A 25,620-nucleotide genomic window follows, 5' to 3' on the forward strand; every position below is an offset into this window, starting at 1 on the left:
TAAAATTACGCACCAAAATCCATCTAAATTTTTGTATTAGATTTAAGCATTTTATTTTGCTCTTCCATTAATTCTTTTAAATCTGAAAGCAACTGTATATCTTTAGGTGTAGATACCGTTTTATCTTTAGAATCTTGGGCTTTTGTTCGCAGTCTATTCATAAATTTTACAATGATAAACACCGTAAATCCTATGATTACAAAATCTAAAAGTACTTCGAATAATTCACCGTAAGCGATGGCAACTTCACTAGTAGTAACAGTACCGGAAGCATCTAGAATAGCATCGCGTAGGATCAACTTTTTCTTACTAAGCGTAACTCCATCTGTCAATAAAGATAATGGTGGTAATATAACTTGCTTGGCTAAAACATCTATAACTTTATTAAAGGCCGCACCAATGATGATACCAATAGCCATATCCATCATATTTCCCTTTACTGCAAATTCCTTAAATTCCTTTAAAAGCTTCATTATCTGTCTTTGTATTTCTAATATTGCTGGTTTGTTCTGTTAGCCATCTAAAAGCACTAAGAATAGCCTATATAAATTTAGATGTTAAAACTGCAAATTTAAATTATGTTCTTAACCATTAGCTATTTCTAGCCTTAAAAATATTCATGTACATAAACGTGCCCATTTTACGCGCTCTTCGTTTAGCATTTTCGGCATAATCCCCTTCAAATAATTCGTTTATAGTTTCGAACCAAAGGTTTAACCATATCCCAAAATGCAATTCCGTAATACTATGATTACATGCCGCATCTACTTTAACATGTGCTTCCAAAGGATTACCATAATATTTGGTTTTTAAAAACAAACTCGATTCCCAAAAGGTAGTTAAATGCTCTAAATGTTGCTCCCAATCTTTTATGGTTTCGTTGAAAAAAGGTCCTAATTTTTCGTCTTTCCTTACCTTTTCGTAAAATTTTGAAACTAATAAGAATATGTCTTCTCTGGTTTTTATGTCTGATTTGTTCATGGTGTTATATATTATTTTCATTGGGTTTTGTCATCCATATATTGTCCATAAATGGACAATTTTGATTCTTGTTATTTCTATTTAGCTTGTTGTCAAACAAAAGACCCTTTTCGGTTAATGTTTAAAATTCTATTTTTTCGTCCCGTTAGGGACTTCATATTGGTAAAAAAATCACAGTTAGGCTATTTTGCCTTTAGGTACAATATATCTTTTTAATCTATACTTTACAACACAGGTTTTAGAATATAACGCTCATCATATTTCACATCAAAATCCTGCAACAATTTCAAATACTCGTCTTGAAATGCAACCTGTTTATGATGTTCTTCTTGATTTTTTATATAATTAATTATTACAGGAATTTCAGATTTTGAATATGAAAATGCGCCATAGCCAGATTGCCAAGAAAATCGACCATTTACTAAACCTTTATTATTTATCCATTTCGAAGAATCCTGTTTTACCTGTTTCATTAATTCTGATAACGATTGCGTTGGTCGCATTCCAAACAATATATGAATATGGTCTGCCATGCCATTAATTTGCAACACCTTATGATTGTTATTTTGAATTATTCCTGTAATGTATTTGTATAATTCTGCTCTCCAACGACCTCTAATTAAACTTTGCCTATTTTGTACTGCAAAAACGGTTTGAATATGGATTTGTGTGTATGTATTTGGCATGGTTGTAAATTATATCGCGTACCTAAAGGCACGCTGGATTAATGAAATTTCTTCTACCTATATGTTGTCCCTAACGGGACATTCGGAATTACTCCTAAATATTCTACCTATATGTTGGACCTAACGAGACAGTTTTGATTTATCGTATTATTAAACGATATAGTGTTCATAAATGGACAATTTCAATTTGACTTGTATGCGATCTTTCACCGAAATATCAACATTTCTACAAACGTATTTATCGAATTAATCAAAGTTATCCTTTTAATCGCATTCTTGTGATTCTAAACTAAGAAATCTTAGTATTTTTACAGCATGATATCAGTTGTATTACTTGGTGCTGGCAATGTCGCCACACATTTATATAAAGCCTTTTCAAATTCTGAAAACATTACGATTACACAATGGTATAATCGTACACGTGCTTCTATTTCATCTTATGCAAACGACGTTGACATAACAGATTCGTTAGCCGAATTAAAAGAAGCCGATATTTACATTATGGCGATTAGCGATGACCATATTGCTTCATTTTCCACAGATTTACCATTTACAAATCGATTTGTTGTGCATACGTCAGGAAGTGTTGCCATGCACGATTTAGACAAAAAGAACAAGATTGGCGTTTTTTACCCACTGCAAACCTTTTCTAAAGATGCTGAAATCAATTTTACGGAAGTTCCGATTTGTATTGAAGTGTACGAAAAAGAAAACCTTCAACTTTTAAAAGATTTAGCAAAAGCTGTAGGATGTAAACCTCATAAAATCACTACAGAACAGCGTCAAACACTTCATTTAGCTGCTGTTTTTGTTAATAATTTCACGAATCAATTATATAGAATCGGTCATGAAATTTGTGAAACCAAGAATATAGAATTTGAAATTTTGCATCCTTTAATTGAAGAAACAGCTAAAAAAATTCAACACATGTCACCTTTTATGGCCCAAACAGGTCCTGCGAAACGGAATGATAAAAAAACTATAAAACGGCAACTTAAACTAATAGAAAAAGAAGAACACGAGGCCATTTATAAAATGCTTACAACGTCTATAAAAAAGACACATGGTGTAAGATCGACGAGAGTAAAACGCCATAAAAACGAAAAATAACTATGAGCGACGATAAAAGTTACAAAGAATATTTAGCAAACATCAACACCTTTATTTTTGATGTTGATGGTGTCCTTACCGATGGCACAATTACAGTTACAACCGATGGCGAAATGCTAAGAACCATGAATATCAAAGATGGTTTTGCTCTAAAAACAGCAATTGATGCTGGATTTAACCTCTGTATTATTTCTGGCGGATCTAATGAAGGCGTTCGTAAACGTTTAGCCGGATTAGGCATTAAAGACATTTTCCTAGGAGCTCATAATAAAATTGAACAACTCAACAGTTACTTGGATCAGCATAGTATTTCAAAGTCGCAAGTATTGTATATGGGAGATGATATTCCTGATTTTCCTGTGATGAAATTAGTGGGTTTACCTTGTTGTCCGCAAGATGCAGTTCCAGAAATTAAAGCGATTTCAAAATATGTGTCTCATAAAAACGGAGGAAAAGGTGCCGTAAGAGATGTTATTGAGCAAGTGCTGAAAGTACAAGACAAATGGAATGGAAATTTTGACGCTAAATACGATTAAATAGATACAACGTAAACTACAACACACATGTCGCAAGGAAGAAGACATAGTACAGGATTTGGTTATATAGGTTTTGGTAATAATCAAGCAACTTTTAACCAAAGATCTTCTAAGCCTTTTTCTAAATACAAGGAAAAATTAGATCTTGAAGCACATCTACACTACAAAATGGATTTCTTGCATAAAGATTTATCCAAAGAAGACAAGCAGCACATTAAAAACAAAATAAGACAACAAGAACTCAAAATTTTTAAAAAAGCGCTAATTATCAGTATCATTGTCTTTTTTATAATCGCTGCGTTTTCATATTACTTAATTACTAAAATATTATCTCACTAAACCTCAAATGATTCAGTTTCTTAATTTAATTCGTTGGAAGAATTTATTAATGATTGCCTTAATGCAATACTTAATAAAGTATGCACTATTATTACCATTTCAAGAAAGCCATGGAGTACTTATTACCTTAAGTCACTTCAATTTTTTTCTTTTAGTATTAGCGACCGTGTGTATCGCAGCTGGTGGTTACATTATTAACGATATTTATGATGTTGAAGCCGATAAAATTAACAAACCTAACCGATTAATTATAAATAAGCACATTTCAGAAAAAAAGGCGACGAACTTATTTGTTGTGCTTAATATTATTGGTGTCGGTTTAGGGTTTTATTTATCTAATGGTATTGGTAAACCTGAATTTTTCGCCATCTTTTTTATGACTTCGGCACTACTCTACATGTACGCGTCATACTTAAAACAAATTGCCGTTGTTGGTAACATTGTAGTGTCAATTTTGGTATGCTTAAGTATCTTATTAGTTGGAATTATTGAATTAATTCCTGTTATAACAGACAATAACAAAGCCATTCAAACCACTTTTTTATACATTATTAGAGACTATGCCATTTTTGCGTTTATGGTTAATTTAATAAGAGAACTAGTTAAAGATATTGAAGATATTGACGGAGATTATAAAGCAGGCATTCAAACATTACCTATCATTTTAGGAAGAGAACGCACTACTAAAATTGTGTTTATACTCTCATTAATTCCTATATTTTCAATCGTTTATTATGTTATTACCTATTTGTTTAAACAACAAGTAGTCGTAGGTTATTTTTTAATTCTTGTTATTGCTCCATTAATTTATGTGAGTATAAAGTTGTTTAGTGCGAATCAAAAAGCGCAATTCAAACATATTAGCACAGTGCTAAAATTAGTTATGCTTACTGGTATGCTTTCCTTATTACTTTACAAATTTATTATCCTTAACTAAAATGCTAAACGACAAACTCAAAGGTTTTAATATTATTCTGGCTTCGGCATCACCACGTCGTCATGCTTTTTTAAAGGAACTGCAACTCGATTTCGAAATTCAATTAAAACCAGTTGAGGAAATTTACCCAAATGAGTTAAAAAGAGAACAGATCACAGATTTTTTAGCCAAATTGAAAGCTGAGCCTTTTTTAGAAAACCTTCAAAAAAATGACATTTTAATCACCAGTGATACCATTGTTTGCTTAGGTGATAAAGCTATAGGAAAACCAAAAGATGAAGCTGATGCTGTTAACATGATAAAAGCATTAAGCAATAAAACACATGAGGTTGTGACCTCTATCTGTTTCACTCAAAAAACAGAACAGCTCATTGTAAACACAAGTACCAAAGTGACGTTTAAACCCCTTACAGACGATGAAATTCATCACTACGTCAACCACTACAAACCGTTAGATAAAGCTGGTGCATATGGTATACAAGAATGGATTGGAGCCATTGGCATTACAAGTATTGAAGGCTCGTATAATAACGTTGTTGGCTTACCTACGCATTTACTTTACAAAACGTTAAATACCATTGCAGACAGCAATTAGAATCTTATCTTTATAGAAACTGATTATCAGACATTTTGTGCCAAATTTATTAAGGTAACAGTGTCTATAAAACATCTATGAATTATGATAAGAATGATAAAACCCAAACCTCTTTTAATACTAATTACGCTATTTATATACGTCACGTCTTGTAAAGACAATACAACGACGACGTCTGAAAACGACATCGCTACAGTCTCTAAGGCTGAAGAACCACAACCTAAAACAAAACTATCTGACGATTTTAAAAACTATTGGTATAATGGTGAAGCAGAAATTACGTCTTACAAGCTCGAACAAGCACGTTATGGCGAAATTAGAGAAGGCCAAGCCGTTTTGGTATTTGTTACCGAAGACTTTTTACCAAAAGAACAAGTGAAAGCCAATAACTATGATGAAACTAACACTCCTATTTTAAAATTCAATACTACCAAAAACTTCAATACTGGTATTTATCCGTATTCTATAATGGAAAGCACGTTTTATCCTGTGGCAAATAATCAACATGCACTAAAAATTACAGCTTCAGTACAAGAATGGTGTGGCCAAGTTTATACACAAGTCAATAACCGTAATCAATTTGAAGTACGCTCACATTCCTATTTTCAAGGTGAAGCAGACGAAACTTTTAATGTAGAAAAAACGTGGACCGAAAATGAACTGTGGACAAAATTGAGAATAGATCCTCAAAGTCTTCCTGTTGGTGAATTACATATTGTACCATCGTTAGAGTTTTCGCGTCTTCATCATAAAAAATTAAAAGCTCACAACGCACTAGCAAGTAAAACTAATGATAGCTATACGTTATATTATGAAGATTTAAATCGGACTTTAAAAATAAATTTCAGTCCTAACTTTCCTTTCGAGATATTAGGTTGGGAAGAAACTATAGTTAACGGAGTTGGTACAAATGCTGAAACTTTAACCTCTAAAGCTTCAATATTAAAATCCATAAAATCGGACTATTGGAACAAAAAAAGCAACGCAGATTTAAAGTTAAGAGATTCTTTAAAATTACATTAAATAGTTGTAAATCTAAATTATCTTTGATGTAAAGTAAGTCATCTATGAACATCGTATTATCCAATTATCAAGATCAGATAATTTCTACACTTATATTATTAATAGTCCTGTTTATCCTTAGGACTATTATTGTTATTACAGTAAAGAAAATAGGAAAAAAAAGTGGTACTACAGAAGCACGAGCGGCCTTAATTGGCAGGTATGTAACCGTTACTTTCGTACTCATCGCAATTTTAATTGAAGCCTTTATTCTTGGTGCGCAAACACGAGATGTAACGCTTGTTTTTTCGTCTGTATTTGCTGTTATTGGTGTTGCATTGTTTGCGATTTGGTCAATTTTAAGCAACATCACTTCTGGTGTTATTATGTTTTTTTCATTTCCATATAAAGTTGGAGATAAAATAAGAATACATGATAAAGATTATCCCGTAGAAGCCATCATCGAAGATATTAGAGCTTTTCAAATCCACTTAAGAGAAGATAGTGGAGATTTAGTCACTTACCCAAACAATCTTATTCTTCAAAAAGCTGTAACTTTATTGCAAAAGGATGCATTAGACGACAGCAGTATTTTATAACGCATGAAGAAAAAGAAGGTAAAGACACGTACTCATAATTACAAAAAACATATTGGTAAAGCACCTGGTACGCTGGTGTACACAGGAAAGAAAACTGAGAAACAACTTAAAATAGAATCTTTCGATTATACCAAAGACACTATAACCGAGAATGTGCTTACCAACATTGCAGATGTTAAAGCTCACAAAGAAACCGATTCAGTTACGTGGATTAATATCGATGGCCTCAACGCTATTACCGAAATTGAAAATATTGGTAAACAATACGATTTACACCCGCTTGTCTTAGAAGATATTGTAAATACAGCGCAACGTCCTAAAATTGATGAGTATGACGATTACCTGTTTGTAGTTCTTAAAATGCTATACTATGATACTAATGAAAACATAGTAATAGAACAAGTAAGTTTTATTTTGGGTAAAAACTATGTCTTGTCCTTCCAAGAATCGGAAGGTGATGTTTTTGACAATGTAAGAGAACGTCTTCGACATGGCAATGGTAGAATTAGAGGTTTAAAATCCGATTATTTACTGTATGCTTTAATAGATGCAGTGGTTGATAATTACTTTAGTATTATTGAAACCTTAGGTAATAAAATAGAAGATTTAGAAACCGATTTATTTGAAGGTAATGCAAAAGAAGATATAAGTATTGAAGTACAACAACTAAAGCGCGAAATCTTAAAAGTACGACGTGCTATTTTCCCGCTTCGTGAGATAATTAACCGCGTTGAAAAAGGAGAACACGCACTAATCTTACAGCGCACAATCAATTATTATAGAGATATTTACGACCACTTAATTCAGGTGTCTGAAAACATAGATATTTACCGAGAAATGATTTGGAGTTTAATGGACATGTACATGACAACCATTAGTAATCGTATGAACGAGGTCATGAAAGTTCTCACAATAATATCAACCATTTTTATCCCATTAACCTTTCTCGCAGGTCTCTACGGAATGAATTTTGAATACATTCCAGAGCTACAATACCGTTATGGTTATTTTGTGCTATTGGGTGTGATGTTCCTAATGTTTTTAGGATTACTGTATTATTTTAAACGTAAGAAGTGGTTGTAACTTTGAAAGCAACCAAGTGCAAAACATTACATCAACAATAACTAAAAAATTAACACAACTTGAAAATGAATACCATAAATTTTAAAAAATGGGCTTTCCATTTTATGATTTGGATTTTAATAATTAATGTTATCTCATTTTACTTAACAGTGAGCTATACGAGCTTGTTAAACGAATTTAACAACACAGGACAAATCCTGTTATATTTAGGGATTTTAGCAACAGTTTTACTCTTCATGAGTCTAATTTTTATCATTATTAGCAGCATAAAAAAAGAGAAAAAGAATTATCTATATTGGACTTCAATAATCGGACTTATCTTTTTTGGAACATTGCCAATTTTAGCAAGTTTACTCTAAAAACAAAATTCGATTAGACATATAAGACGATATCGAAACGAAAAGCAAAAGTCAACGTTAAAAAAATCAAAAACAAAGGCTATACGATTCAAACTTTTCTATATTTGAAAAGCAAATAACCGAAATCCTCATGCACCAACTTAGACTCTGTCTTCTGCTTGCTATCAGCACTATATTTTCACTTCAAGCACAACAACCAAAAACCTATAATGCATCAGAAATTTACGAAGCCGTTCAAAAACTAAATGTTTTAGGTTCAGTATTATATGTCGCTGCGCATCCAGATGACGAAAATACGCGTCTCATTTCTTATATGTCTAACGAAGTTAAAGCGCGTACTGCTTATTTATCCTTAACACGAGGCGATGGAGGTCAAAATTTAATTGGTCCAGAAATCAGAGAACTTTTAGGTGTTATAAGAACTCAAGAGTTACTAGCTGCAAGACGTGTAGATGGTGGAGAACAAATGTTTTCAAGAGCGAATGATTTTGGTTACTCTAAACATCCCGATGAAACTTTAGAAATCTGGAATAAAGACGAGGTTCTTGCAGACGTCGTTTGGGCCATAAGAAAATTTAAACCCGATGTGATTATCAATCGGTTCGATCATAGAAGAGCTGGTCAAACACATGGTCACCATACAGCTTCTGCCACGTTAAGCATGGAAGCTTTTGATATTGCTAATGATGCTTCAAAATATGCATCACAATTAGAATTGACTGAAACCTGGCAACCAAAACGTTTATTTTACAACACCTCTTGGTGGCGTTATGGAAGCCAAGAAAAATTTGATAAACTAGACAAAAGCAATATGCTCAATTTTGATGTTGGTGTGTTTTACCCTTCTAAAGGCATGTCTAACAACGAAGTCGCGGCATTAGCCAGTAGCCAACATTTGTGTCAAGGTTTTGGTCGTTTATCGCAACGTGGAACGCAACAAGAATATATTGAATTGTTAAAAGGGGAACCTATCAGTGAAGGCAACAATGTTTTTGAAGGGATTGACGTCTCTTGGAACAGAATTGAAGGTGGTGAAGCCATTGGAACCATTTTAAACTCCGTTGAGACCAACTTTAACTTTAAAAATCCAGCGTCACATTTACCAGAACTTTTAGAAGCGTATAAATTACTTCAATCCATAAAAGATAAACACTGGAAAACCGTTAAAACTAAAGAGCTTAAAACAATTATTGAAGCCTGTACTGGTTTGTATTTAGAAGTTTCGGCAAATACGCCAACAGCAGCTCCCAACTCGGAAGTAAAGCTTAATATGGAAGTTTTAAATAGAAGTACTGTGTCAATTGACTTGGTGTCTTACAAACTTTCAACCTTAGAATCCGGGAATGCCAAAAACATGACCTTATCCTCCAATCAAAAATTAAATTTTGAAGAAGGTATTACCATTCCAAATAACAGCAACTATACCACACCTTATTGGCTAAATACTAAGAGTACATTAGGCATGTACAACGTAAAAGACCAAAGTTTAATTGGCTTACCAGAAACACCAAGAGCTGTTTTTGTTGCATTCAATTTATTAGTTGATGGCACTCCGTTAACAATCACCAAGCCTGTTATCTATCGTTATTCTAAACCAGATAAAGGTGAATTATATCGTCCTTTTGAAATTGTACCAATTGTTTCAGCAAGTCTAGGTCACGAGGTTTATATTTTTGAAAACGACCATCAAAAAGAAATTGAAGTCACTGTAAAAGCTGGTAAGGATAATGTAGAAGGCTTTGTACAAATGGCTTATCCTAAAGATTGGCAAGTCTTTCCACAAAAACAAAAGATTGATATTGCTAGCAAAGGAGATATTCAAAATGTCATTTTTACAGTTATTCCTCCAAAACACCAAAGTGAAGGACTATTAACTCCAATGGTAAACATTGATGGTGAATTTTATACCGACAAAATTATTGAAATCGATTATGCACATATTCCATTTCAGACCGTTTTAATGCCTAGCGAAAGCAAAGTAGTACGTTTAAACATAGAAAAAGAAGGTAGTAACATTGGCTATATTGAAGGTGCAGGAGATGTGGTTCCAGAAAGCTTAAGGCAAATTGGATATAATGTCACAATCATTAAACCCGAACAAATTTCGCCAGAAAACCTTGATGATTTTGATGCCATCGTTGTAGGAATTAGAGCTTACAATATTGTTGATGACCTTGTTTTTAAACAACGGTTTTTATTAGACTATGTAAAGGAAGGTGGCAACTTAATCATTCAATACAACACAAGCAGAGGTGTTAAAGTTGATAATTTAGCGCCTTACGATTTACAATTATCTAGAGATCGTGTTACAGACGAAAATGCGGTTGTAAGAATATTAGAGCCAAACCATCCCATTTTAAATTTCCCTAATAAAATAGGAGTTCAAGATTTTAACGGTTGGGTACAAGAACGTGGGTTATACTTTCCTAATCAATGGGCTAAAGAATTTACCCCATTACTTGCAGCTAACGACAAAGGTGAAAACTCTAAAGAAGGTGCACTTCTGGTTGCAAAATATGGTGAAGGAAACTATATTTACACAGGTCTCAGTTTCTTTAGAGAATTTCCGGCAGGAGTTCCTGGAGCGTTTAGACTTTTTGCAAACCTACTATCTGCTGGCAAACAAAAAGAAAGCACTCTAAAAAACTAAGAAGCTAACAACTAACTAAACAAACAGCTAATGAGTAACCAAGAAAATCAACCAGAGCCGAAGCAAAAATGGAGTAAAATGTATACAGCTGTCCTAATAGCTAATGCACTATACATTGTCTTGTTCTATTTCATTACAGAATCATTCGCCTAAAAAAAGAAAATGCAGCAGACTTTAGATTGGATTGATTGGATTGTTTTAATAGTAACCTTAGCCACCATTGTTGGTTATGGAACTTGGAAAACCAGAGGCCGAAAAAACGCACAAGACTACATTAAAGGAGGTAATACGTCTAAATGGTGGACCATCGGTCTATCTGTAATGGCAACACAAGCAAGTGCAATTACATTTCTTTCTACAACAGGTCAGGCATTTGCTGATGGTATGGGATTTGTTCAGTTTTATTTTGGACTCCCAATTGCCATGATTATTATTTGCCTGGTGTTTATTCCTATTTATCATCGGCTTAAAGTTTACACAGCTTACGAGTTTTTAGAAAATCGGTTCGACCTTAAAACCCGAAGCTTAACAGCCATTCTCTTTTTAATTCAACGTGGCTTAGCAGCAGGAATCACCATTTTTGCACCAGCCATTATTCTTTCAGTTGTTCTCGGATGGAACATTGTAACTCTTAACATTATTATTGGTGTTTTAGTTATTATTTATACGGTTTCAGGTGGTACAAAGGCCGTAACAGTTACCCAAAAGCAACAAATGTTCGTCATATTTGCTGGTATGATTGCGGCGCTATTTATCATTATTAATTTAATTCCTGATGAAGTTTCTTTTGTAGATGCCATTGATATTGCTGGTGCTACCGGAAAAATGCAAGTTTTAGATTTTTCTTTCGATTTAGAAAATAGATATACCGTTTGGACGGGTTTAATAGGGGGAACATTTTTAATGCTCTCTTATTTTGGCACAGACCAAAGCCAAGTGCAACGTTATCTTTCTGGTAAATCCTTGAAAGAAATGCAAATGGGTTTATTGTTTAATGGTATGCTAAAAGTGCCAATGCAATTCTTTATTCTGCTTGTTGGTGTGATGGTATTTGTATTTTATCAGTTTAACCCTTCGCCTTTAAACTTTATAGACAAATCGGAACAGACGGTTTTGTCTTCAGAATATGGTGATGAGTATAGAACACTTCAAGATAAACAAGCCGCATTATTTACCAAAAAGCAAAAGGTGAGTTTAGCATTATCTAAAAGCACAGATGATAGTTTAAAAAAGGATCTTTTTCAACTCGATAGTATTGAAAAAACGTACCGTAAAGAATCGAAGTTTTTAATTAAAAAAGCTGTTGATCCTGAATATACAACGGCATATAATACACTTCAAAATGAAGTTGAAGCCCTTAAATCTAATCCCGAAAGCGAAGCTTATCGTTCAAAATCGGCTGAGTTAACATCCTTATATTTAGATGCAGCTAAAGACACACAGACCAACGACAGGGATTATATGTTTATTAGGTTTATTTTAAACAACCTTCCAACCGGACTTATTGGTTTATTATTAGCTGTTATTTTATCGGCCGCCATGTCTTCCACGGCTTCAGAAATTAATGCACTAGCGACTATAACTGTAATAGATTTATATGGAAGAAATCAAAAGGAAGAAAAAGGTGAAGTCCACATGGTTAAAATGACTAAATGGTTTACACTAGGTTGGGGAATTGTAGCTATCATTATTGCCTGTTTTGCAGATCTTGCCGAAAATTTAATTCAATTGGTTAATATCATAGGTTCTATTTTCTACGGTAATGTTTTAGGCATATTTTTATTGGCTTTCTTCTTTAAATATATAAAAGGAAACGCTGTGTTTTTTGGAGCATTAATCACACAGGCTATCGTTGTCATTGGCTGGTGGCTAGATTGGATGCCGTATTTATGGCTCAATTTATTTGGTTGCGTCGTTGTGATTTCTATCGCTAACCTATTACATGTCATTACACCCAAAAACAACCATATTGAAGTCAACAGTGATTAATTGGGGAATAATAGGAGCTGGTAAAATTGCTACTAAATTTGCATCGGATTTAGCTGCAGTTTCAAATGCCCAACTCTATGGTATTGCGTCTCGAAATTTAGAAAAAGCCAAAACTTTCGGTCAAGACTTTAAGGCTACAATGGCTTACGGAAATTATGAAGATTTAGTCTTAGACCCTAACATTGATGCTATTTATATTGCAACACCTCATAGCTTTCATAAAGAACACACAGCATTATGTTTAAATCATAACAAAGCCGTTTTATGTGAAAAACCATTTGCTATGAACCTTGATGAAGTTGAAGATATGATTCAACTGTCAAAACAAAAGGAAACTCTTTTAATGGAAGCCATGTGGACTATTTTTCTTCCGCATTATCGCTATGTTTTAGACCTCATAAAAAACAAACATTTCGGAAACATTATAAAACTTGAAGCTGATTTTGGTTTTCATCCAACGTATGATGAAACTTCTCGAGTTTTCGATAAGTCTGTTGGCGGAGGAAGCTTATTAGATATTGGAATTTACCCTGTATTCGCAGCACTTTCAACATTAGGTGCACCTGAAACGATAAATGCTAGTGCTAAATTTTTCGATACTGGTGCAGACTCAGAATGTAATATCACGTTTCACTATAAAAATACTACTGCGAATTTAAAAAGCACCTTTTTAGAAGAAACACATACGCAAGCCATCTTTCATTGTGAAGAAGGAACGATTAAAATAAACGGCCGTTTTCACGAGCCTTCATCTGTAACACTAACGGATTCTGAAGGCCATTCCGTTTTAAAGGAGTTTGATACAAAAACTATCGGTTATAGTTACGAAATTGAACATTTCAATGCATTACTTAGAGCTGGTAAAACGGAAAGTAATATCATGACGTTTAAAAAGAGTAAACAATTGATTGCGACTTTAGATAGCATACGACGTAAAATTGACTTACAATACCAATAAAAAAAGCGCAACTAAATAATTAGCTGCGCTTTTTGAATTTATACTTTAGCAAGAACTATTTTGCTCCCCATTCTTTTAGAGAATCATTATTCATTTTTACATAATCCGCGTTGCCTGCTTCTTTAGCTGCAGCCAAAGATTTCTTAGCAAGTGCAATCGCACCTTTTTTATCACCTGCTTTCGCATAGATTAAAGATTGTTGACGTAACTGCCAAAAACGTGGCTCTTTTGTCATTGACATTGCTTTATCGATCCAAGTTTTTGCCTGATTAATATCTTTATCTTCACTCAGGTAATAAGTAGCAGCAGCATAATAATCATTAAAAGAAGGACCAGCCATTACGTTTTCTATAGATGTCGTTACCGCTTTATCAGTTGGAACTTTAAACTCAACTCCAACATACGTTTTTTCCCACATCATTCCTATAACAGCAGAACTGCTTGTAATATCATCTATAGAAATGGTAAACGATTTAATATCCATTTCAATAGGATAAACTGGCGTGGTAACACGCGCTGCAACTTTAGACTCATCTAATTCTGCAGGAGCTCCACCTCCATTATAATCGGTGTAAAACACAACATCCCAAGTTTTCGCTTGTGGAATAGTAAAAATCGCATACGTACCTGCTTTAAGATCTTTTCCATCAATAGTAACATCATTACTAAACGTAATTTTAGTTCTTGCATTGGCTCCGGTTCTCCAAACTTTATCATAAGGTACAAGGTCTCCAAAAATTGTTCTTCCGCGCATCGCTGGACGAGAATATTCTATAGACACATCTGTTAATCCTACAACTTGCTCAATTTTTGCAGCAGGACTTGCCTCAGGTGTTTCAATCTGTGCATTTACCGAAAACATTAAGGTTAAGGCAAATGTAAAAAGTACTAATTTCTTCATTTTTTATGGTATTATATGTGGTTAATTATTAAATGTAAATTTACGACTTAACAAAAGCTAGATATGTTAATAAAGTCTTAAAATCAATTAGATGAAAGAATTAACATAAAAAAAATTCAACAAATTATTTGAGGCCTCAATCTTTCATCGTAATATTGCAATATAATAATACATGAGATTATGGGTTTAACTAAATCAGAAATTTTTACAACAGAGCAGAATCAAATTTCAAGCATAGCCAAGGTCTTTGGTCATCCAGCTAGAGTAGCGATTCTACAATATTTATTTAAAATTAATTCGTGTATCTGTGGAGATTTAGTTGAAGAAATCGGTTTGGCGCAACCTACCATTTCTCAGCATTTAAAAGAATTAAAAAACATTGGACTTATTAAGGGAAACATTACAGGCACGAGTATTTGCTATTGTATAGACAAAGACAATTGGACGGAGATGAAAACCACCTTATCCATTTTTCTTAATCAAGACTTAAACGACAACAGCAATTGCTGTTAAATAACATTATAAAAAATAGACTTATGAAACTATCAGAAATTAAATCAAAATTAAAAACCTTAGACACTATTGCGTTTCAATTACCAAACGGCACTTTAGTACCAAATCATTTTCATGTGACTGAAGTCGGTAAAATATCGAAACACTTCATCGATTGTGGTGGCACAGTTAGAACAGAAAATGTAGCCAACTTTCAACTTTGGGAGGCAGACGACTATGATCATAGATTACATCCTGAAAAACTATTAAGCATTATTGAGCTTTCTGAAAAAGTCTTACATATTGAAGATTTAGAAATTGAAGTAGAATACCAAGGAGACACTATCGGAAAATATGGTTTAGATTTTGATGGTGAACATTTTTTATTGACGTCCAAATTAACAGATTGTTTGGCAAAGGACAAATGTGGAATTCCTGAAAAAAAATCAAAAGTAAAATTGTCCGAAATACAAAAGGAAGCGGCTCCTTCTTGCGCTCCTGGTTCTGGATGCTGCTAACCATTAAAACTTTAGAAAACGCATGTTATACCAACCAATTAACAACCAAGTGGAGCAGTTAAATATTGATTCTATTTCTGCAGAACGTAAAACCGTTTTACAACCACTCATAGATTTTATACAGCAAAAAGCAGCTACAAATGAAACTATTAATTTAAACTTTATATGTACTCATAATTCGCGTCGCAGTCACTTATCGCAAGTTTGGGCGCAAACAATGGCGACCTATTTCGATATAAAAAATGTGTATTGTTATTCCGGAGGAACAGAAGCAACAGCTCTTTTTTCTGTTGCAGCAAAAACACTTGAAAATACAGGGTTTCAAATTGAAATGCTATCTAACGGAAGCAATGCGGTTTACAGTATTAAATTTTCAAAAAACGCACATCCTATCATTGGATTTTCAAAAACATTTGATGCACAATTTAATCCAACTTCTGCATTTGCTGCGATTATGACCTGTTCTAGTGCAGATCAAGGTTGTCCTTTTATTGGTGGATCCGAAAAACGAATTCCGATTACTTATGAAGATCCAAAAGCCTTTGATAACACTCCTCACCAACTAGAAAAATATAAGGAACGTAGCCTTCAAATTGCTACAGAACTAAAATATGTGTTTTCTAACATTACAAAATAATTATCATGACTGCAATCAAGAAAAAATTAAGTTTTTTAGATAGTTACCTTACTTTGTGGATTTTTATAGCCATGGCTGTAGGTGTAGGAATTGGATTTTATGTACCATCATTTCCTATACTTATTGAATCGTATAGTAGTGGAACTACTAATATTCCAATCGCTATTGGGCTAATTTTAATGATGTATCCACCGCTTGCCAAAGTTAATTACGCCCTATTACCAAAAGTGTTTAAAGATGTCAAAGTCTTATCTATTTCATTAGTTTTAAATTGGATTGTTGGTCCTGTTTTAATGTTTCTTTTAGCGATTACATTTTTAAGAGACTATCCTGAATATATGGTTGGGCTAATCTTAATTGGCTTAGCACGTTGTATTGCTATGGTTTTAGTTTGGAATGATTTAGCTGAAGGAAGTAGCGAATACGGAGCAGGTTTAGTGGCTTTAAATAGTATTTTCCAAGTGTTTGCTTACAGTTTTTACGCCTATCTATTTATTACAGTCCTTCCACCCTATTTTGGTTTTGAAGGTGCCATCGTAGATATTTCTATCGCTACCATTGCAGAAAGTGTCGCCATATATTTAGGCATTCCGTTTTTACTCGGAATTCTTTCGCGTTTAATATTAGTGAAACTAAAAGGTGAAGCATGGTACACTAAGAAATTTATTCCTACCATCTCTCCTATGACCTTAATTGCGCTATTATTCACCATTGTAGTGATGTTTTCACTAAAAGGAGAGTTAATTGTAGAAATACCAATGGATGTGTTAATCATCGCTGTGCCCTTATTAATATACTTTGCCTTAATGTTTATTATTGGATTTTTTGTCAGTAAAGCTATGGGAGCCACATATGATAAAAACGCAGCAATCGCATTCACAGCTGCTGGTAATAACTTTGAATTGGCCATTGCTGTCGCTATTGCTGTTTTCGGATTAAATTCTGGTCAAGCCTTTGCTGGAGTCGTTGGTCCTTTAGTTGAAGTACCTGCTTTAATACTTTTGGTTCGGGTTGCATTTTGGCTACGTAAAAAATATTATTTACCTAAAAACGCTTAGGTCTAAAACCGTTTTTCCATAATTCATGTTAAATTTTGTTTAACTTTATAAATAAATCGTTAAACATAATGTATTTTTGTATTGTAAAACAATTACAATGGCAAAAAAGAAAAACATAAAAGAATCAGACCTAATATCTTTTTATATGGATTATGTGCTTACACATAACCACAAACCAAAAACGATATACGCTTTTGCTAAAGACCATAATTTTGAGGAACAAAAATTTTATGAGTTCTTCAGTTCTTTTGAGACTTTAGAACAATCTATATTTAAAATATTTTTTGATAACACTTTCGCTATTTTAGAGAAAAGCGAAGACTATCATTCATTTGATGCGCGCCATAAACTTCTAAGTTTTTATTTCACATTTTTTGAAACACTTACAGCCAATAGAAGTTATGTGGTTCAGGCATTAAGTAGGGATAAAAACAAACTCAAATCCCTCAAAACACTTTCGCATTTAAAGCAACGTTTTAGTCACTACATTGAGAATTTAAATATTCAAACCATAGATCTAAAACAAGAAAAGCTTGAAAAACTAAAAAGTAAAGCCCTCAAAGAATCTGCTTGGATACAATTGTTAGTCACAATGAAATTCTGGTTAGATGATACGTCTACCTCATTTGAAAAAACAGATGTATTTATTGAAAAATCCGTACAAGCTAGTTTTGACATCATCAATACGACTCCCTTAAAAAGCATCATCGACTTTGGTAAATTTTTATACAAAGAGAAAATTAACATGAACTAATTAGATATTGAAATAAATTCAGCAGATATGAAAACAATAGACAGTATTCCCATTACTAAAATATCTAGAGCGTCTAAATTAGTGACAACCGGAGCAAAAGTTGGTGTTAATTATTTAAAATATTACGGCGACAAAATGGTTAATTCTAAAACTGATGCCAAAGAACGCCTCAACCAAAATAATGCCGAAGACATATACGATAGTTTAAAAACCTTAAAAGGGAGTGCGTTAAAAGTAGCGCAAATGTTAAGCATGGAAAAAAGCATATTGCCACAAGCTTATGTTGAAAAATTTTCCTTATCACAATTTTCGGTACCGCCATTATCACCACCTTTGGTTATAAAAACATTTAAAAAATATTTCGGAAAACATCCCGAAGATTTATTCGATACTTTTAATGCAACTTCTGTAAACGCTGCTAGCATAGGCCAAGTCCATATAGCGGAAAAGAATGGGAAAAAACTTGCTGTGAAAATCCAATATCCAGGAGTTGCAGAAAGTATCGCTTCAGATTTAGCTTTGGTTAAACCCATTGCTATAAAGATGTTTAACATTAAAGGAAAAGACTCTGATAAATATTTTAAAGAGGTTGAAAATAAACTTACAGAAGAAACAAACTACATATTAGAGATTGCACAAAGCAAAGAAATAGCTGAGGCGTGTCACCATATTCCAAATTTAAAATTCCCCAAGTATTACGAGGAATTTTCTTCCGAACGCATTATAACTATGGACTATATGGAGGGTGAACACCTTTCAGAATTTGTAGTTCATAATACAGACCAAGACAAATCTAATAAATTGGGTCAAGCCTTATGGGATTTTTACATGTACCAAATTCACCAATTAAGAAAAGTACATGCCGATCCACACCCTGGAAATTTTTTAATTTCTGAAGAAGCTAACTTAATTGCATTAGATTTTGGGTGCATGAAAATTATTCCTGAAGATTTTTATAGCCCTTATTTTGAATTAGCAAATCCTGAATGTATTAACGACCCTAAACGTTTTACTGAAAAACTTTATGAACTCGAAATTTTAAGGCAAGATGATTCAGAAGAAGAGATAACCTTCTTTAGTGCCATGTTTCATGAGTTATTAAGTTTATTTACACAACCATTTCACGCTGAAACTTTTGATTTTTCAGATCCTACATTTTTTAATCAAATTACAGAAATGGGACAACGGTATTCAAAAAGTACAGAACTCAGAAATATGAATGGCAATAGAGGATCAACACATTTTATATATATCAACAGAACTTTCTTTGGATTATACAATTTAATGTTCGACCTTAAAGCTCAGGATATTAAAATCAATAATTTCAAGAACCTGTAAATAAATCCATCTATCTAAACCCATTTTTAATGCGTATACTCATCACAGGTACAACAGGCTATATTGCCAAAAGACTAGCACTTCAATTACTTGAAGATAAGCATGAACTTGTATGTTGTGTACGTGATTTAAACAGAATTCCAGATGAAATTGAAGACCATCCGTTATGTTCTTTTATAAAAGTGGATTTCTTAAAACCTGAAGATGCTGAAATTCCAAAAGACATTGATGCTGCGTATTACTTAATTCATTCGATGTCGACTAGTTCAGATGATTTTGAAGACCTAGAACAGCAATGTGCTCAAAATTTCAAAAAACTTGTTGAACCTACAAACTGTAAACAAGTGCTTTTTTTAAGCGGCATTGTTAATGATGCTTCTTTATCGAAGCATTTAAAATCGAGATTACAGGTAGAAAACACCTTAAAATCTGAAACTTATGCACTCACAACGTTTAGAGCAGGCATCATAGTTGGTAGCGGAAGTGCGTCATTTGAAATTATAAGAGATATCGTAGAGAAATTGCCTTTTATGATTACACCAAAATGGCTAAATACTAAAACGCAACCCTTAGCCGTTCGTGATGTGCTTAACTTTTTAGCAGGTGGATTAAGAAAAACCGAACTCTATAATAATGCATATGATATTTTTGGACCAGAAGTCCTGACATATAAGCAAATGCTACTTCAATTTGCTGAAGTTAGAGATTTAAAACGCTATATCGTTACGTTACCTGTATTAACACCAAAACTATCGTCGTATTGGTTGTATTTTGTAACCTCTACGTCCTTTAAATTAGCAGCGGCATTAGTCGATAGTATGAAAGTTGAAGTCATTGGAAAACCAAGTGACATCAACGCCATTATTGGTATCGAACCCATGGATTACAAAACTGCTGTGGATTTAGCCTTTCAGAAAATTGAACAAAATGCTGTGATATCAAGTTGGAAAGATGCCGTGAGCAGCGGACGATTTAAAGACCAATTATCTAAGCATATTGAGTTACCAAAATTTGGCTGTTTTAAAGATGTAAAACAACGAAAAGTGACTGACGAAGAATTTACATTAAATAAAATTTGGGCAATTGGTGGTAGAAATGGTTGGTACAGTTTTAACGGTTTATGGAAACTAAGAGGTTATATGGACAAACTTTTTGGTGGTGTTGGCTTAAGACGTGGAAGAACAAGCGACACCTATTTAGAAGCTGGCGACGCACTAGATTTTTGGCGCGTTTTATATGCTAGTAAAGAAGAAAAACGACTCTTACTTTTCGCAGAAATGCGTTTGCCTGGCGAAGCGTGGTTAGAGTTTAAAATTGTAGACGACCAATTACACCAACGTGCAGTTTTTAGACCTAAAGGTATTTGGGGACGCTTGTATTGGTATGCCGTTTTACCGTTTCACGCTTTTGTTTTTAATGGTATGATTAACGCTTTGGTAAAAAAATGAGAGGTGTAAAAAAGGAAAATCTTCCTTCAAAACTATGTCCTGTGTGCCAACGCCCTTTTACATGGCGGAAAAAATGGGAACGCGATTGGGAACACGTAAACTATTGTAGTAACAAATGCAAAAAACAAAAAATAATAGCAATTTAATATGGTTTAAAAACGATTTAAGAACCATAGATAATGCTGTTTTATGTGAAGCTCAAAAAAACGGAAACCCACTCATTGCTGTGTATTGTTTTAATCCCTATCACTTTGCAATTGACAAATTCGGATTTAAAAAAACAGAGAAATTTAGGGCAAAATTTTTAATTGAATCTATCGAAGATTTAAGACTACAACTCAATAAATTAAACATTGATTTATTCGTTTTTCATCAACATCCAGAAGTTATAATTCCTGAGCTATGCAAAACCTATAATGTGAATTCAATATTTCTTCAAAAGGAATGGACCTCAGAAGAATTAGAAACAGAAAATGCCGTTAAATCTAAATTAGTTGCCATTAACTGGCATGCCATTTACAATCAGTTATTATACCATCCTGAAGACCTCATTTTCAAAATTGAACAAACACCACAAGTCTTTACCAACTTTAGAAAGCAACTTGAAAAACACGTTGAAATTCGTCCAGAATTACAACCTAAAACATATCCTGAAAGTAATCGTATTGCCAACAACACTAAAATTCCAACACTTAACGATTTAGGTTTTGACCATTTTGAAACCAATCCACATTCGGCTTTTCCATTTAAAGGTGGTGCAACCGAAGCCATTAAACGCCTCGAGGATTATTTCTACAACACCAAAAAATTAGGATTTTATAAAAAAACTAGAAATGGTTTAGTGGGTGTGGATTACAGTTCTAAGTTTTCGCCTTGGCTAGCAAATGGTTGCATCTCTGCTAGAACAATTTATTGGCAAGTGAAGAATTTTGAAAAAGAATACTTCAAAAATCAATCGACCTATTGGCTCATTTTTGAACTCATTTGGCGCGATTATTTCAAATATGTGTCCTTAAAACATGGTAACCACATCTTCAAGCTAGAAGGTATACTTCAAAAGGATTACGATTGGTCTTCAAACAAAACTCAGATTGATAAATGGATTAACGGCGAAACCACATCAGAATTTGTGAACGCTAATATGATTGAACTCAAAGCAACTGGTTGGATGAGTAACAGAGGACGGCAAAATGTAGCCTCCTATTTTGCCAAAGCATTAGAATTAGATTGGCGCATTGGTGCCGCTTATTTTGAGTCTTTACTCATTGATTATGACGTGCACAGCAACTATGGTAATTGGATGTACGTCGCAGGTGTTGGCAACGACCCAAGAGATAGAAAATTTAATGTTGAATTGCAAGCTGAACGTTATGACGCGCATAGAAAATTTAGAAGTCTTTGGTTGCAACCAACATTGTTCTAAAAACGAAACGTCACATCGAGTGATTTTGAAGAATGAAAAATAGTATCGAGATGCAGCTGGTTTTAGACCTACAATAAATACCTACAAGGTACTCAAGACCTTGCAGGACTAAAAAATCGGGGACAACCCTCTAAATAAACGCTCGGACAAATGTCCTCTTGAGGGGACTTTAGGGGTGTAAAAGAAATAATATTAAAGCAAATAGTACGAAATTGAAAGAAGCCATACTCATATTCCCACATCAATTATTTAAGGATGCACCAATTCTTAAAGTGGATGCTGAAATCTATTTAATTGAAGAATTCTTATTCTTTAAACAGTATAAATTCCACAAACAAAAAATTGCGTTTCACAGAGCTTCCATGAAGGCTTATGCGGATTATCTCGAAACCCAAGGTAAAACCGTAAACTATATTGAAGCGACCACAAAACAATCAGATATTAGACAACTCATACCAAAGCTTATTGAAGATGGCGTTGAAAAACTTCATATTATGGACCCAACAGATAATTGGCTTCAGAAACATATTAATTCGGCTTCAAAAGCTATAGAAATTGAATGGTATGAAAATCCATTATTTATAAATACTAAAGACGAATTAAGTTCATTCTTTAAACCCACTAAAAAGAAATTCTTTCAAACCTCTTTTTACAAACAACAACGTAAAGACCGCGATATTTTAATGGTTAATAGTGAGCCAGAAGGTGGTAAACTCACCTATGATTCAGATAACCGAAAGAAATACCCAAAAGATAAAATACCACCATCGATTCATTTTCCAGATAAAACAAAGTATCACAAGGACGCTGAAGCTTATGTCAACGCTAATTTTAGCGAGCATTATGGTGAACTCAATGATTTTGTTATTTATCCTATAGATTTTAAAGCTTCAGAAGATTGGCTACATCAGTTTTTTGAACAACGCTTTCATGAGTTTGGACCTTATGAAGATGCCATTGTTAAGGAAGAGCACTTTCTAAATCATAGCATCCTCTCGCCTCTTATCAATGTTGGGTTGCTTAATCCTATGGACGTTATAGACAAGGCTATCGATTACGCCAAATCTAATGACGTTCCGTTAAATTCACTAGAAGGTTTTGTACGACAAATATTAGGTTGGCGCGAATTTATAAGAGGTGTTTATGAGGTAAAAGGCACTGAAGAACGCACAAAAAACTTTTGGAACTTCAACAAGAAAATACCAGCCTCGTTCTATGATGGCAACACAGGCATTAAACCCATTGATGATGTTATTAAAAAAGTTTTAAAAACAGGCTACGCACATCATATTGAACGCTTAATGCTACTCGGTAATTTTATGGTGCTTTGCGAATTTCATCCCGACGACGTTTACCAATGGTTTATGGAACTATTTATAGACGCCTACGATTGGGTTATGGTTCCCAATGTGTACGGCATGAGTTTGTTTGCAGATGGTGGTTTAATGTCTACAAAACCATATATCAGTAGCAGCAACTACATCATGAAAATGAGCAACTACTCGAAAGGCGACTGGCAAGACACTTGGGATGGATTATTCTGGACGTTTATGGATAAGCATCGCGATTTCTTTGCTGGCAATCCAAGATTAGGCATGTTATTAGGCAATTTAGATAGAATGAAGAAAGAGACTTTAGAAAACCATTTTAACAATGCAGAACAATTTTTAGAGCAACTTTAAGATGAAAGCAAAAGAACACATTAATGTCGTTTGGTTGAAGCGCGATTTGAGACTTCAGGATAATGAAGCGCTATCGAATGCTTTAAGGTCAGGTAAACGTGTTCTAATTTTATATGTTTTTGAACATTTGCTATTGAAAGATGCACATTATAGCGAACGCCATTTTAATTTTATTAAAGAATCTTTAAGAGATTTAAATGAAAATCTCGCTGCACATCACACGAAAGTATTAACGGTAACGAGCGATATTACAAGTGCGTTTAATCAACTGCAAGAATTTTATAAAATTGATACCGTTTTTTCTCACGTTGAAACCGGATTGCTAGTCACCTATAATAGAGACAAAGAATTTACACGTTATTGTCGAAACAATTTAATGAACTGGGAAGAATCTAAAAATAATGGTGTTGAGCGTGGTTTGGTTAATAGAGACAATTGGTTTGAAAATTGGGAAACCTACATGAATAATGCTTTGGAAGTGTTTCAACCTAGCGACAATCAATTATTACATCATTTAGAAATTGAAACCTTAGAAACCATACTTTCTATAACAGATTTAACAACACCAGAAGCTACAAAGTTTCAAAAAGGAGGAACAACCATGGGTTGGAAATATGCCAATTCATTTTTTGAAAATAGACATGAAGATTACATGGTTAATATTTCAAAACCGGAAGCTTCAAGAACAAGTTGCAGCAGAATTTCGCCATATATCGCTTGGGGAAATTTATCTATTCGACAAGTATACCAGAAAGCAAAACGATTAAAATCCACAGCTCAAGATAAACGTCATATTGGTGCATTCATTTCAAGATTACGATGGCAAGCGCATTTTATTCAAAAGTTTGAAATGGAACACACCATGGAAAACGCAAGCGTTAATAAAGGCTATCATAAATTAAAGAAAACTCTATCCGATAGTTATCAAAAAGCATGGAAAGAAGGCCAAACCGGATTTCCGTTAGTAGATGCTAGTATGCGCTGTTTAATTGAAACAGGTTACGTAAATTTTAGAATGCGTGCCATGTTGGCATCTTTTTTTACACATATACTATGGCAACCTTGGCAGTCTGCAACCACGCATTTATCGCAACAATTTTTAGATTTCGAGCCAGGCATCCATTTTCCACAATTACAGATGCAAGCCGGAGAAACAGGTATTAATAATTTAAGAATTTACAATCCCACACTCAACGGTTTAAAGTACGATCCTGATGCTGAATTTATAAAAAAATGGGTTCCAGAATTAGCACACTTAGACACCCCTTTTATCCATGAACCTTATTTAATGACTGAAATGGAACAAGCCTTTTACAAGTTTAGCCCTGGTGTAGATTACCCAATGCCTATAGTAGATATAAAGGAAAACCGGAAGCGCGCCAGTGAAATTCTTTGGAATATGAAAAACGATGCAGAAGTTATTAGTGAAAGTTATAGAATCTTAAAACGACATACCTTACAAGATAGAAAGCGTATGTTGAGAAACGATTGATTTTTATATCATTATAACTAAGCCTCATAGTCATAAATATCTGTTAATTTTTG

28 protein-coding genes are annotated in these 25,620 nt (G+C 33.7%); 24 read left to right on the forward strand and 4 right to left on the reverse strand.

Going from position 1 to position 25,620, the window contains the following annotated elements:
* Positions 1–23: 23 nt before the first annotated feature.
* The 3 genes from mscL to tnpA all read right to left on the reverse strand — a co-directional run bounded on the left by mscL (position 24) and on the right by tnpA (position 1,667).
* Positions 24–473 (reverse strand): large conductance mechanosensitive channel protein MscL, encoded by a 450-nt coding sequence (gene mscL, locus K1X16_RS00625; protein WP_225034653.1) that lies wholly within the window; start codon positions 471–473, stop codon positions 24–26.
* Positions 474–591: 118 nt separating this feature from the next.
* Positions 592–981 carry a group III truncated hemoglobin gene (locus K1X16_RS00630; protein ID WP_195872188.1) on the reverse strand — a complete coding sequence of 130 codons (390 nt, stop codon included), beginning with the start codon at positions 979–981 and terminating at the stop codon, positions 592–594.
* Positions 982–1,205: 224 nt separating this feature from the next.
* Positions 1,206–1,667, reverse strand: coding sequence for an IS200/IS605 family transposase (tnpA, locus tag K1X16_RS00635; protein WP_225034654.1), 462 nt, complete (start codon positions 1,665–1,667; stop codon positions 1,206–1,208).
* A gap of 315 nt (positions 1,668–1,982) precedes the next feature.
* Between tnpA and K1X16_RS00640 the strand changes: the two genes are divergently transcribed.
* The 13 genes from K1X16_RS00640 to K1X16_RS00695 all read left to right on the forward strand — a co-directional run bounded on the left by K1X16_RS00640 (position 1,983) and on the right by K1X16_RS00695 (position 13,824).
* Positions 1,983–2,777, forward strand: a complete 795-nt coding sequence (locus tag K1X16_RS00640) for a Rossmann-like and DUF2520 domain-containing protein (RefSeq protein WP_225034655.1) — start codon at positions 1,983–1,985, stop codon at positions 2,775–2,777.
* Between the two features lie 2 nt (positions 2,778–2,779).
* Entirely contained in the window at positions 2,780–3,313 is a 534-nt protein-coding gene (locus K1X16_RS00645; protein WP_195872166.1) for a KdsC family phosphatase, read from the forward strand.
* A 27-nt stretch (positions 3,314–3,340) separates the two neighbouring features.
* Complete coding sequence (locus tag K1X16_RS00650) at positions 3,341–3,652, forward strand: hypothetical protein (RefSeq protein WP_195872167.1); 312 nt, start codon at positions 3,341–3,343, stop codon at positions 3,650–3,652.
* A 7-nt stretch (positions 3,653–3,659) separates the two neighbouring features.
* On the forward strand, positions 3,660–4,589 hold the full coding sequence (locus tag K1X16_RS00655; protein ID WP_195872168.1) for a geranylgeranylglycerol-phosphate geranylgeranyltransferase: 930 nt from the start codon (positions 3,660–3,662) through the stop codon (positions 4,587–4,589).
* Position 4,590: 1 nt separating this feature from the next.
* Positions 4,591–5,184: a Maf-like protein gene (locus K1X16_RS00660; RefSeq protein ID WP_225034656.1), complete on the forward strand. Its 594-nt coding sequence runs from the start codon at positions 4,591–4,593 to the stop codon at positions 5,182–5,184.
* A gap of 84 nt (positions 5,185–5,268) precedes the next feature.
* The gene (locus tag K1X16_RS00665; RefSeq protein ID WP_225034657.1) at positions 5,269–6,207 is read left to right on the forward strand and encodes a septum formation inhibitor Maf; all 939 of its coding nucleotides are present in this window, start codon (positions 5,269–5,271) and stop codon (positions 6,205–6,207) included.
* Positions 6,208–6,251: 44 nt separating this feature from the next.
* Positions 6,252–6,785: a mechanosensitive ion channel domain-containing protein gene (locus tag K1X16_RS00670; protein ID WP_195872171.1), complete on the forward strand. Its 534-nt coding sequence runs from the start codon at positions 6,252–6,254 to the stop codon at positions 6,783–6,785.
* 3 nt (positions 6,786–6,788) lie between these two features.
* Positions 6,789–7,868 (forward strand): magnesium/cobalt transporter CorA, encoded by a 1,080-nt coding sequence (gene corA, locus K1X16_RS00675; RefSeq protein WP_225034658.1) that lies wholly within the window; start codon positions 6,789–6,791, stop codon positions 7,866–7,868.
* A gap of 65 nt (positions 7,869–7,933) precedes the next feature.
* Positions 7,934–8,227 (forward strand): hypothetical protein, encoded by a 294-nt coding sequence (locus tag K1X16_RS00680; protein ID WP_225034659.1) that lies wholly within the window; start codon positions 7,934–7,936, stop codon positions 8,225–8,227.
* Positions 8,228–8,357: 130 nt separating this feature from the next.
* Positions 8,358–10,877 (forward strand): PIG-L family deacetylase, encoded by a 2,520-nt coding sequence (locus tag K1X16_RS00685; protein ID WP_225034660.1) that lies wholly within the window; start codon positions 8,358–8,360, stop codon positions 10,875–10,877.
* A 30-nt stretch (positions 10,878–10,907) separates the two neighbouring features.
* A complete protein-coding gene (locus tag K1X16_RS17965) occupies positions 10,908–11,030 on the forward strand; it encodes a hypothetical protein (RefSeq protein WP_262897313.1) in 123 nt (40 codons plus the stop codon).
* 9 nt (positions 11,031–11,039) lie between these two features.
* Positions 11,040–12,866, forward strand: coding sequence for a sodium:solute symporter (locus K1X16_RS00690; RefSeq protein WP_225034661.1), 1,827 nt, complete (start codon positions 11,040–11,042; stop codon positions 12,864–12,866).
* Entirely contained in the window at positions 12,820–13,824 is a 1,005-nt protein-coding gene (locus K1X16_RS00695; protein WP_225034662.1) for a Gfo/Idh/MocA family protein, read from the forward strand. Before K1X16_RS00690 ends, K1X16_RS00695 begins: the two co-directional genes overlap by 47 nt.
* Positions 13,825–13,879: 55 nt before the next feature.
* Here K1X16_RS00695 and K1X16_RS00700 read toward each other — a convergent pair whose 3' ends face one another.
* Positions 13,880–14,725 (reverse strand): DUF2911 domain-containing protein, encoded by an 846-nt coding sequence (locus K1X16_RS00700; RefSeq protein WP_225034663.1) that lies wholly within the window; start codon positions 14,723–14,725, stop codon positions 13,880–13,882.
* A 180-nt stretch (positions 14,726–14,905) separates the two neighbouring features.
* Here K1X16_RS00700 and K1X16_RS00705 point away from each other — a divergent pair, with 180 nt between their 5' ends.
* The 11 genes from K1X16_RS00705 (at position 14,906) to K1X16_RS00755 (ending at position 25,567) form a co-directional block, all read left to right on the forward strand.
* Positions 14,906–15,238 (forward strand): ArsR/SmtB family transcription factor, encoded by a 333-nt coding sequence (locus K1X16_RS00705; protein ID WP_195872177.1) that lies wholly within the window; start codon positions 14,906–14,908, stop codon positions 15,236–15,238.
* A gap of 23 nt (positions 15,239–15,261) precedes the next feature.
* The gene (locus K1X16_RS00710; protein WP_195872178.1) at positions 15,262–15,735 is read left to right on the forward strand and encodes a DUF6428 family protein; all 474 of its coding nucleotides are present in this window, start codon (positions 15,262–15,264) and stop codon (positions 15,733–15,735) included.
* Positions 15,736–15,757: 22 nt separating this feature from the next.
* Positions 15,758–16,372 carry a low molecular weight phosphatase family protein gene (locus K1X16_RS00715; protein WP_225034664.1) on the forward strand — a complete coding sequence of 205 codons (615 nt, stop codon included), beginning with the start codon at positions 15,758–15,760 and terminating at the stop codon, positions 16,370–16,372.
* A 5-nt stretch (positions 16,373–16,377) separates the two neighbouring features.
* Positions 16,378–17,430 (forward strand): ACR3 family arsenite efflux transporter, encoded by a 1,053-nt coding sequence (gene arsB / locus K1X16_RS00720; protein ID WP_225034665.1) that lies wholly within the window; start codon positions 16,378–16,380, stop codon positions 17,428–17,430.
* A 97-nt stretch (positions 17,431–17,527) separates the two neighbouring features.
* The gene (locus K1X16_RS00725) at positions 17,528–18,184 is read left to right on the forward strand and encodes a TetR family transcriptional regulator C-terminal domain-containing protein (protein WP_225034666.1); all 657 of its coding nucleotides are present in this window, start codon (positions 17,528–17,530) and stop codon (positions 18,182–18,184) included.
* A gap of 27 nt (positions 18,185–18,211) precedes the next feature.
* A complete protein-coding gene (locus K1X16_RS00730) occupies positions 18,212–19,522 on the forward strand; it encodes an ABC1 kinase family protein (protein ID WP_225034667.1) in 1,311 nt (436 codons plus the stop codon).
* Positions 19,523–19,551: 29 nt separating this feature from the next.
* Entirely contained in the window at positions 19,552–20,970 is a 1,419-nt protein-coding gene (locus K1X16_RS00735) for an SDR family oxidoreductase (RefSeq protein ID WP_225034668.1), read from the forward strand.
* A complete protein-coding gene (locus K1X16_RS00740; RefSeq protein ID WP_225034669.1) occupies positions 20,967–21,116 on the forward strand; it encodes a DUF2256 domain-containing protein in 150 nt (49 codons plus the stop codon). Before K1X16_RS00735 ends, K1X16_RS00740 begins: the two co-directional genes overlap by 4 nt.
* Entirely contained in the window at positions 21,086–22,393 is a 1,308-nt protein-coding gene (locus K1X16_RS00745) for a DASH family cryptochrome (RefSeq protein ID WP_225034670.1), read from the forward strand. Before K1X16_RS00740 ends, K1X16_RS00745 begins: the two co-directional genes overlap by 31 nt.
* A 212-nt stretch (positions 22,394–22,605) precedes the next feature.
* On the forward strand, positions 22,606–24,075 hold the full coding sequence (locus K1X16_RS00750) for a cryptochrome/photolyase family protein (RefSeq protein ID WP_225034671.1): 1,470 nt from the start codon (positions 22,606–22,608) through the stop codon (positions 24,073–24,075).
* 1 nt (position 24,076) lies between these two features.
* Positions 24,077–25,567: a cryptochrome/deoxyribodipyrimidine photo-lyase family protein gene (locus K1X16_RS00755; RefSeq protein WP_225034672.1), complete on the forward strand. Its 1,491-nt coding sequence runs from the start codon at positions 24,077–24,079 to the stop codon at positions 25,565–25,567.
* Positions 25,568–25,620: the final 53 nt, after the last annotated feature.

The organism is Winogradskyella sp. SM1960, assembly GCF_020179375.1.
Lineage (GTDB): Bacteria > Bacteroidota > Bacteroidia > Flavobacteriales > Flavobacteriaceae > Winogradskyella > Winogradskyella marina.

Bases quoted from the DNA above. Each gene is read 5' to 3' on its own strand.
- mscL (WP_225034653.1), bottom strand. From the start codon at position 473: ATGAAGCTTTTAAAGGAATTTAAGGAATTTGCAGTAAAGGGAAATATG.
- K1X16_RS00630 (WP_195872188.1), bottom strand. From the start codon at position 981: ATGAACAAATCAGACATAAAAACCAGAGAAGACATATTCTTATTAGTT.
- tnpA (WP_225034654.1), bottom strand. From the start codon at position 1,667: ATGCCAAATACATACACACAAATCCATATTCAAACCGTTTTTGCAGTA.
- K1X16_RS00640 (WP_225034655.1), top strand. From the start codon at position 1,983: ATGATATCAGTTGTATTACTTGGTGCTGGCAATGTCGCCACACATTTA.
- K1X16_RS00645 (WP_195872166.1), top strand. From the start codon at position 2,780: ATGAGCGACGATAAAAGTTACAAAGAATATTTAGCAAACATCAACACC.
- K1X16_RS00650 (WP_195872167.1), top strand. From the start codon at position 3,341: ATGTCGCAAGGAAGAAGACATAGTACAGGATTTGGTTATATAGGTTTT.
- K1X16_RS00655 (WP_195872168.1), top strand. From the start codon at position 3,660: ATGATTCAGTTTCTTAATTTAATTCGTTGGAAGAATTTATTAATGATT.
- K1X16_RS00660 (WP_225034656.1), top strand. From the start codon at position 4,591: ATGCTAAACGACAAACTCAAAGGTTTTAATATTATTCTGGCTTCGGCA.
- K1X16_RS00665 (WP_225034657.1), top strand. From the start codon at position 5,269: ATGATAAGAATGATAAAACCCAAACCTCTTTTAATACTAATTACGCTA.
- K1X16_RS00670 (WP_195872171.1), top strand. From the start codon at position 6,252: ATGAACATCGTATTATCCAATTATCAAGATCAGATAATTTCTACACTT.
- corA (WP_225034658.1), top strand. From the start codon at position 6,789: ATGAAGAAAAAGAAGGTAAAGACACGTACTCATAATTACAAAAAACAT.
- K1X16_RS00680 (WP_225034659.1), top strand. From the start codon at position 7,934: ATGAATACCATAAATTTTAAAAAATGGGCTTTCCATTTTATGATTTGG.
- K1X16_RS00685 (WP_225034660.1), top strand. From the start codon at position 8,358: ATGCACCAACTTAGACTCTGTCTTCTGCTTGCTATCAGCACTATATTT.
- K1X16_RS17965 (WP_262897313.1), top strand. From the start codon at position 10,908: ATGAGTAACCAAGAAAATCAACCAGAGCCGAAGCAAAAATGGAGTAAA.
- K1X16_RS00690 (WP_225034661.1), top strand. From the start codon at position 11,040: ATGCAGCAGACTTTAGATTGGATTGATTGGATTGTTTTAATAGTAACC.
- K1X16_RS00695 (WP_225034662.1), top strand. From the start codon at position 12,820: ATGTCATTACACCCAAAAACAACCATATTGAAGTCAACAGTGATTAAT.
- K1X16_RS00700 (WP_225034663.1), bottom strand. From the start codon at position 14,725: ATGAAGAAATTAGTACTTTTTACATTTGCCTTAACCTTAATGTTTTCG.
- K1X16_RS00705 (WP_195872177.1), top strand. From the start codon at position 14,906: ATGGGTTTAACTAAATCAGAAATTTTTACAACAGAGCAGAATCAAATT.
- K1X16_RS00710 (WP_195872178.1), top strand. From the start codon at position 15,262: ATGAAACTATCAGAAATTAAATCAAAATTAAAAACCTTAGACACTATT.
- K1X16_RS00715 (WP_225034664.1), top strand. From the start codon at position 15,758: ATGTTATACCAACCAATTAACAACCAAGTGGAGCAGTTAAATATTGAT.
- arsB (WP_225034665.1), top strand. From the start codon at position 16,378: ATGACTGCAATCAAGAAAAAATTAAGTTTTTTAGATAGTTACCTTACT.
- K1X16_RS00725 (WP_225034666.1), top strand. From the start codon at position 17,528: ATGGCAAAAAAGAAAAACATAAAAGAATCAGACCTAATATCTTTTTAT.
- K1X16_RS00730 (WP_225034667.1), top strand. From the start codon at position 18,212: ATGAAAACAATAGACAGTATTCCCATTACTAAAATATCTAGAGCGTCT.
- K1X16_RS00735 (WP_225034668.1), top strand. From the start codon at position 19,552: ATGCGTATACTCATCACAGGTACAACAGGCTATATTGCCAAAAGACTA.
- K1X16_RS00740 (WP_225034669.1), top strand. From the start codon at position 20,967: ATGAGAGGTGTAAAAAAGGAAAATCTTCCTTCAAAACTATGTCCTGTG.
- K1X16_RS00745 (WP_225034670.1), top strand. From the start codon at position 21,086: ATGCAAAAAACAAAAAATAATAGCAATTTAATATGGTTTAAAAACGAT.
- K1X16_RS00755 (WP_225034672.1), top strand. From the start codon at position 24,077: ATGAAAGCAAAAGAACACATTAATGTCGTTTGGTTGAAGCGCGATTTG.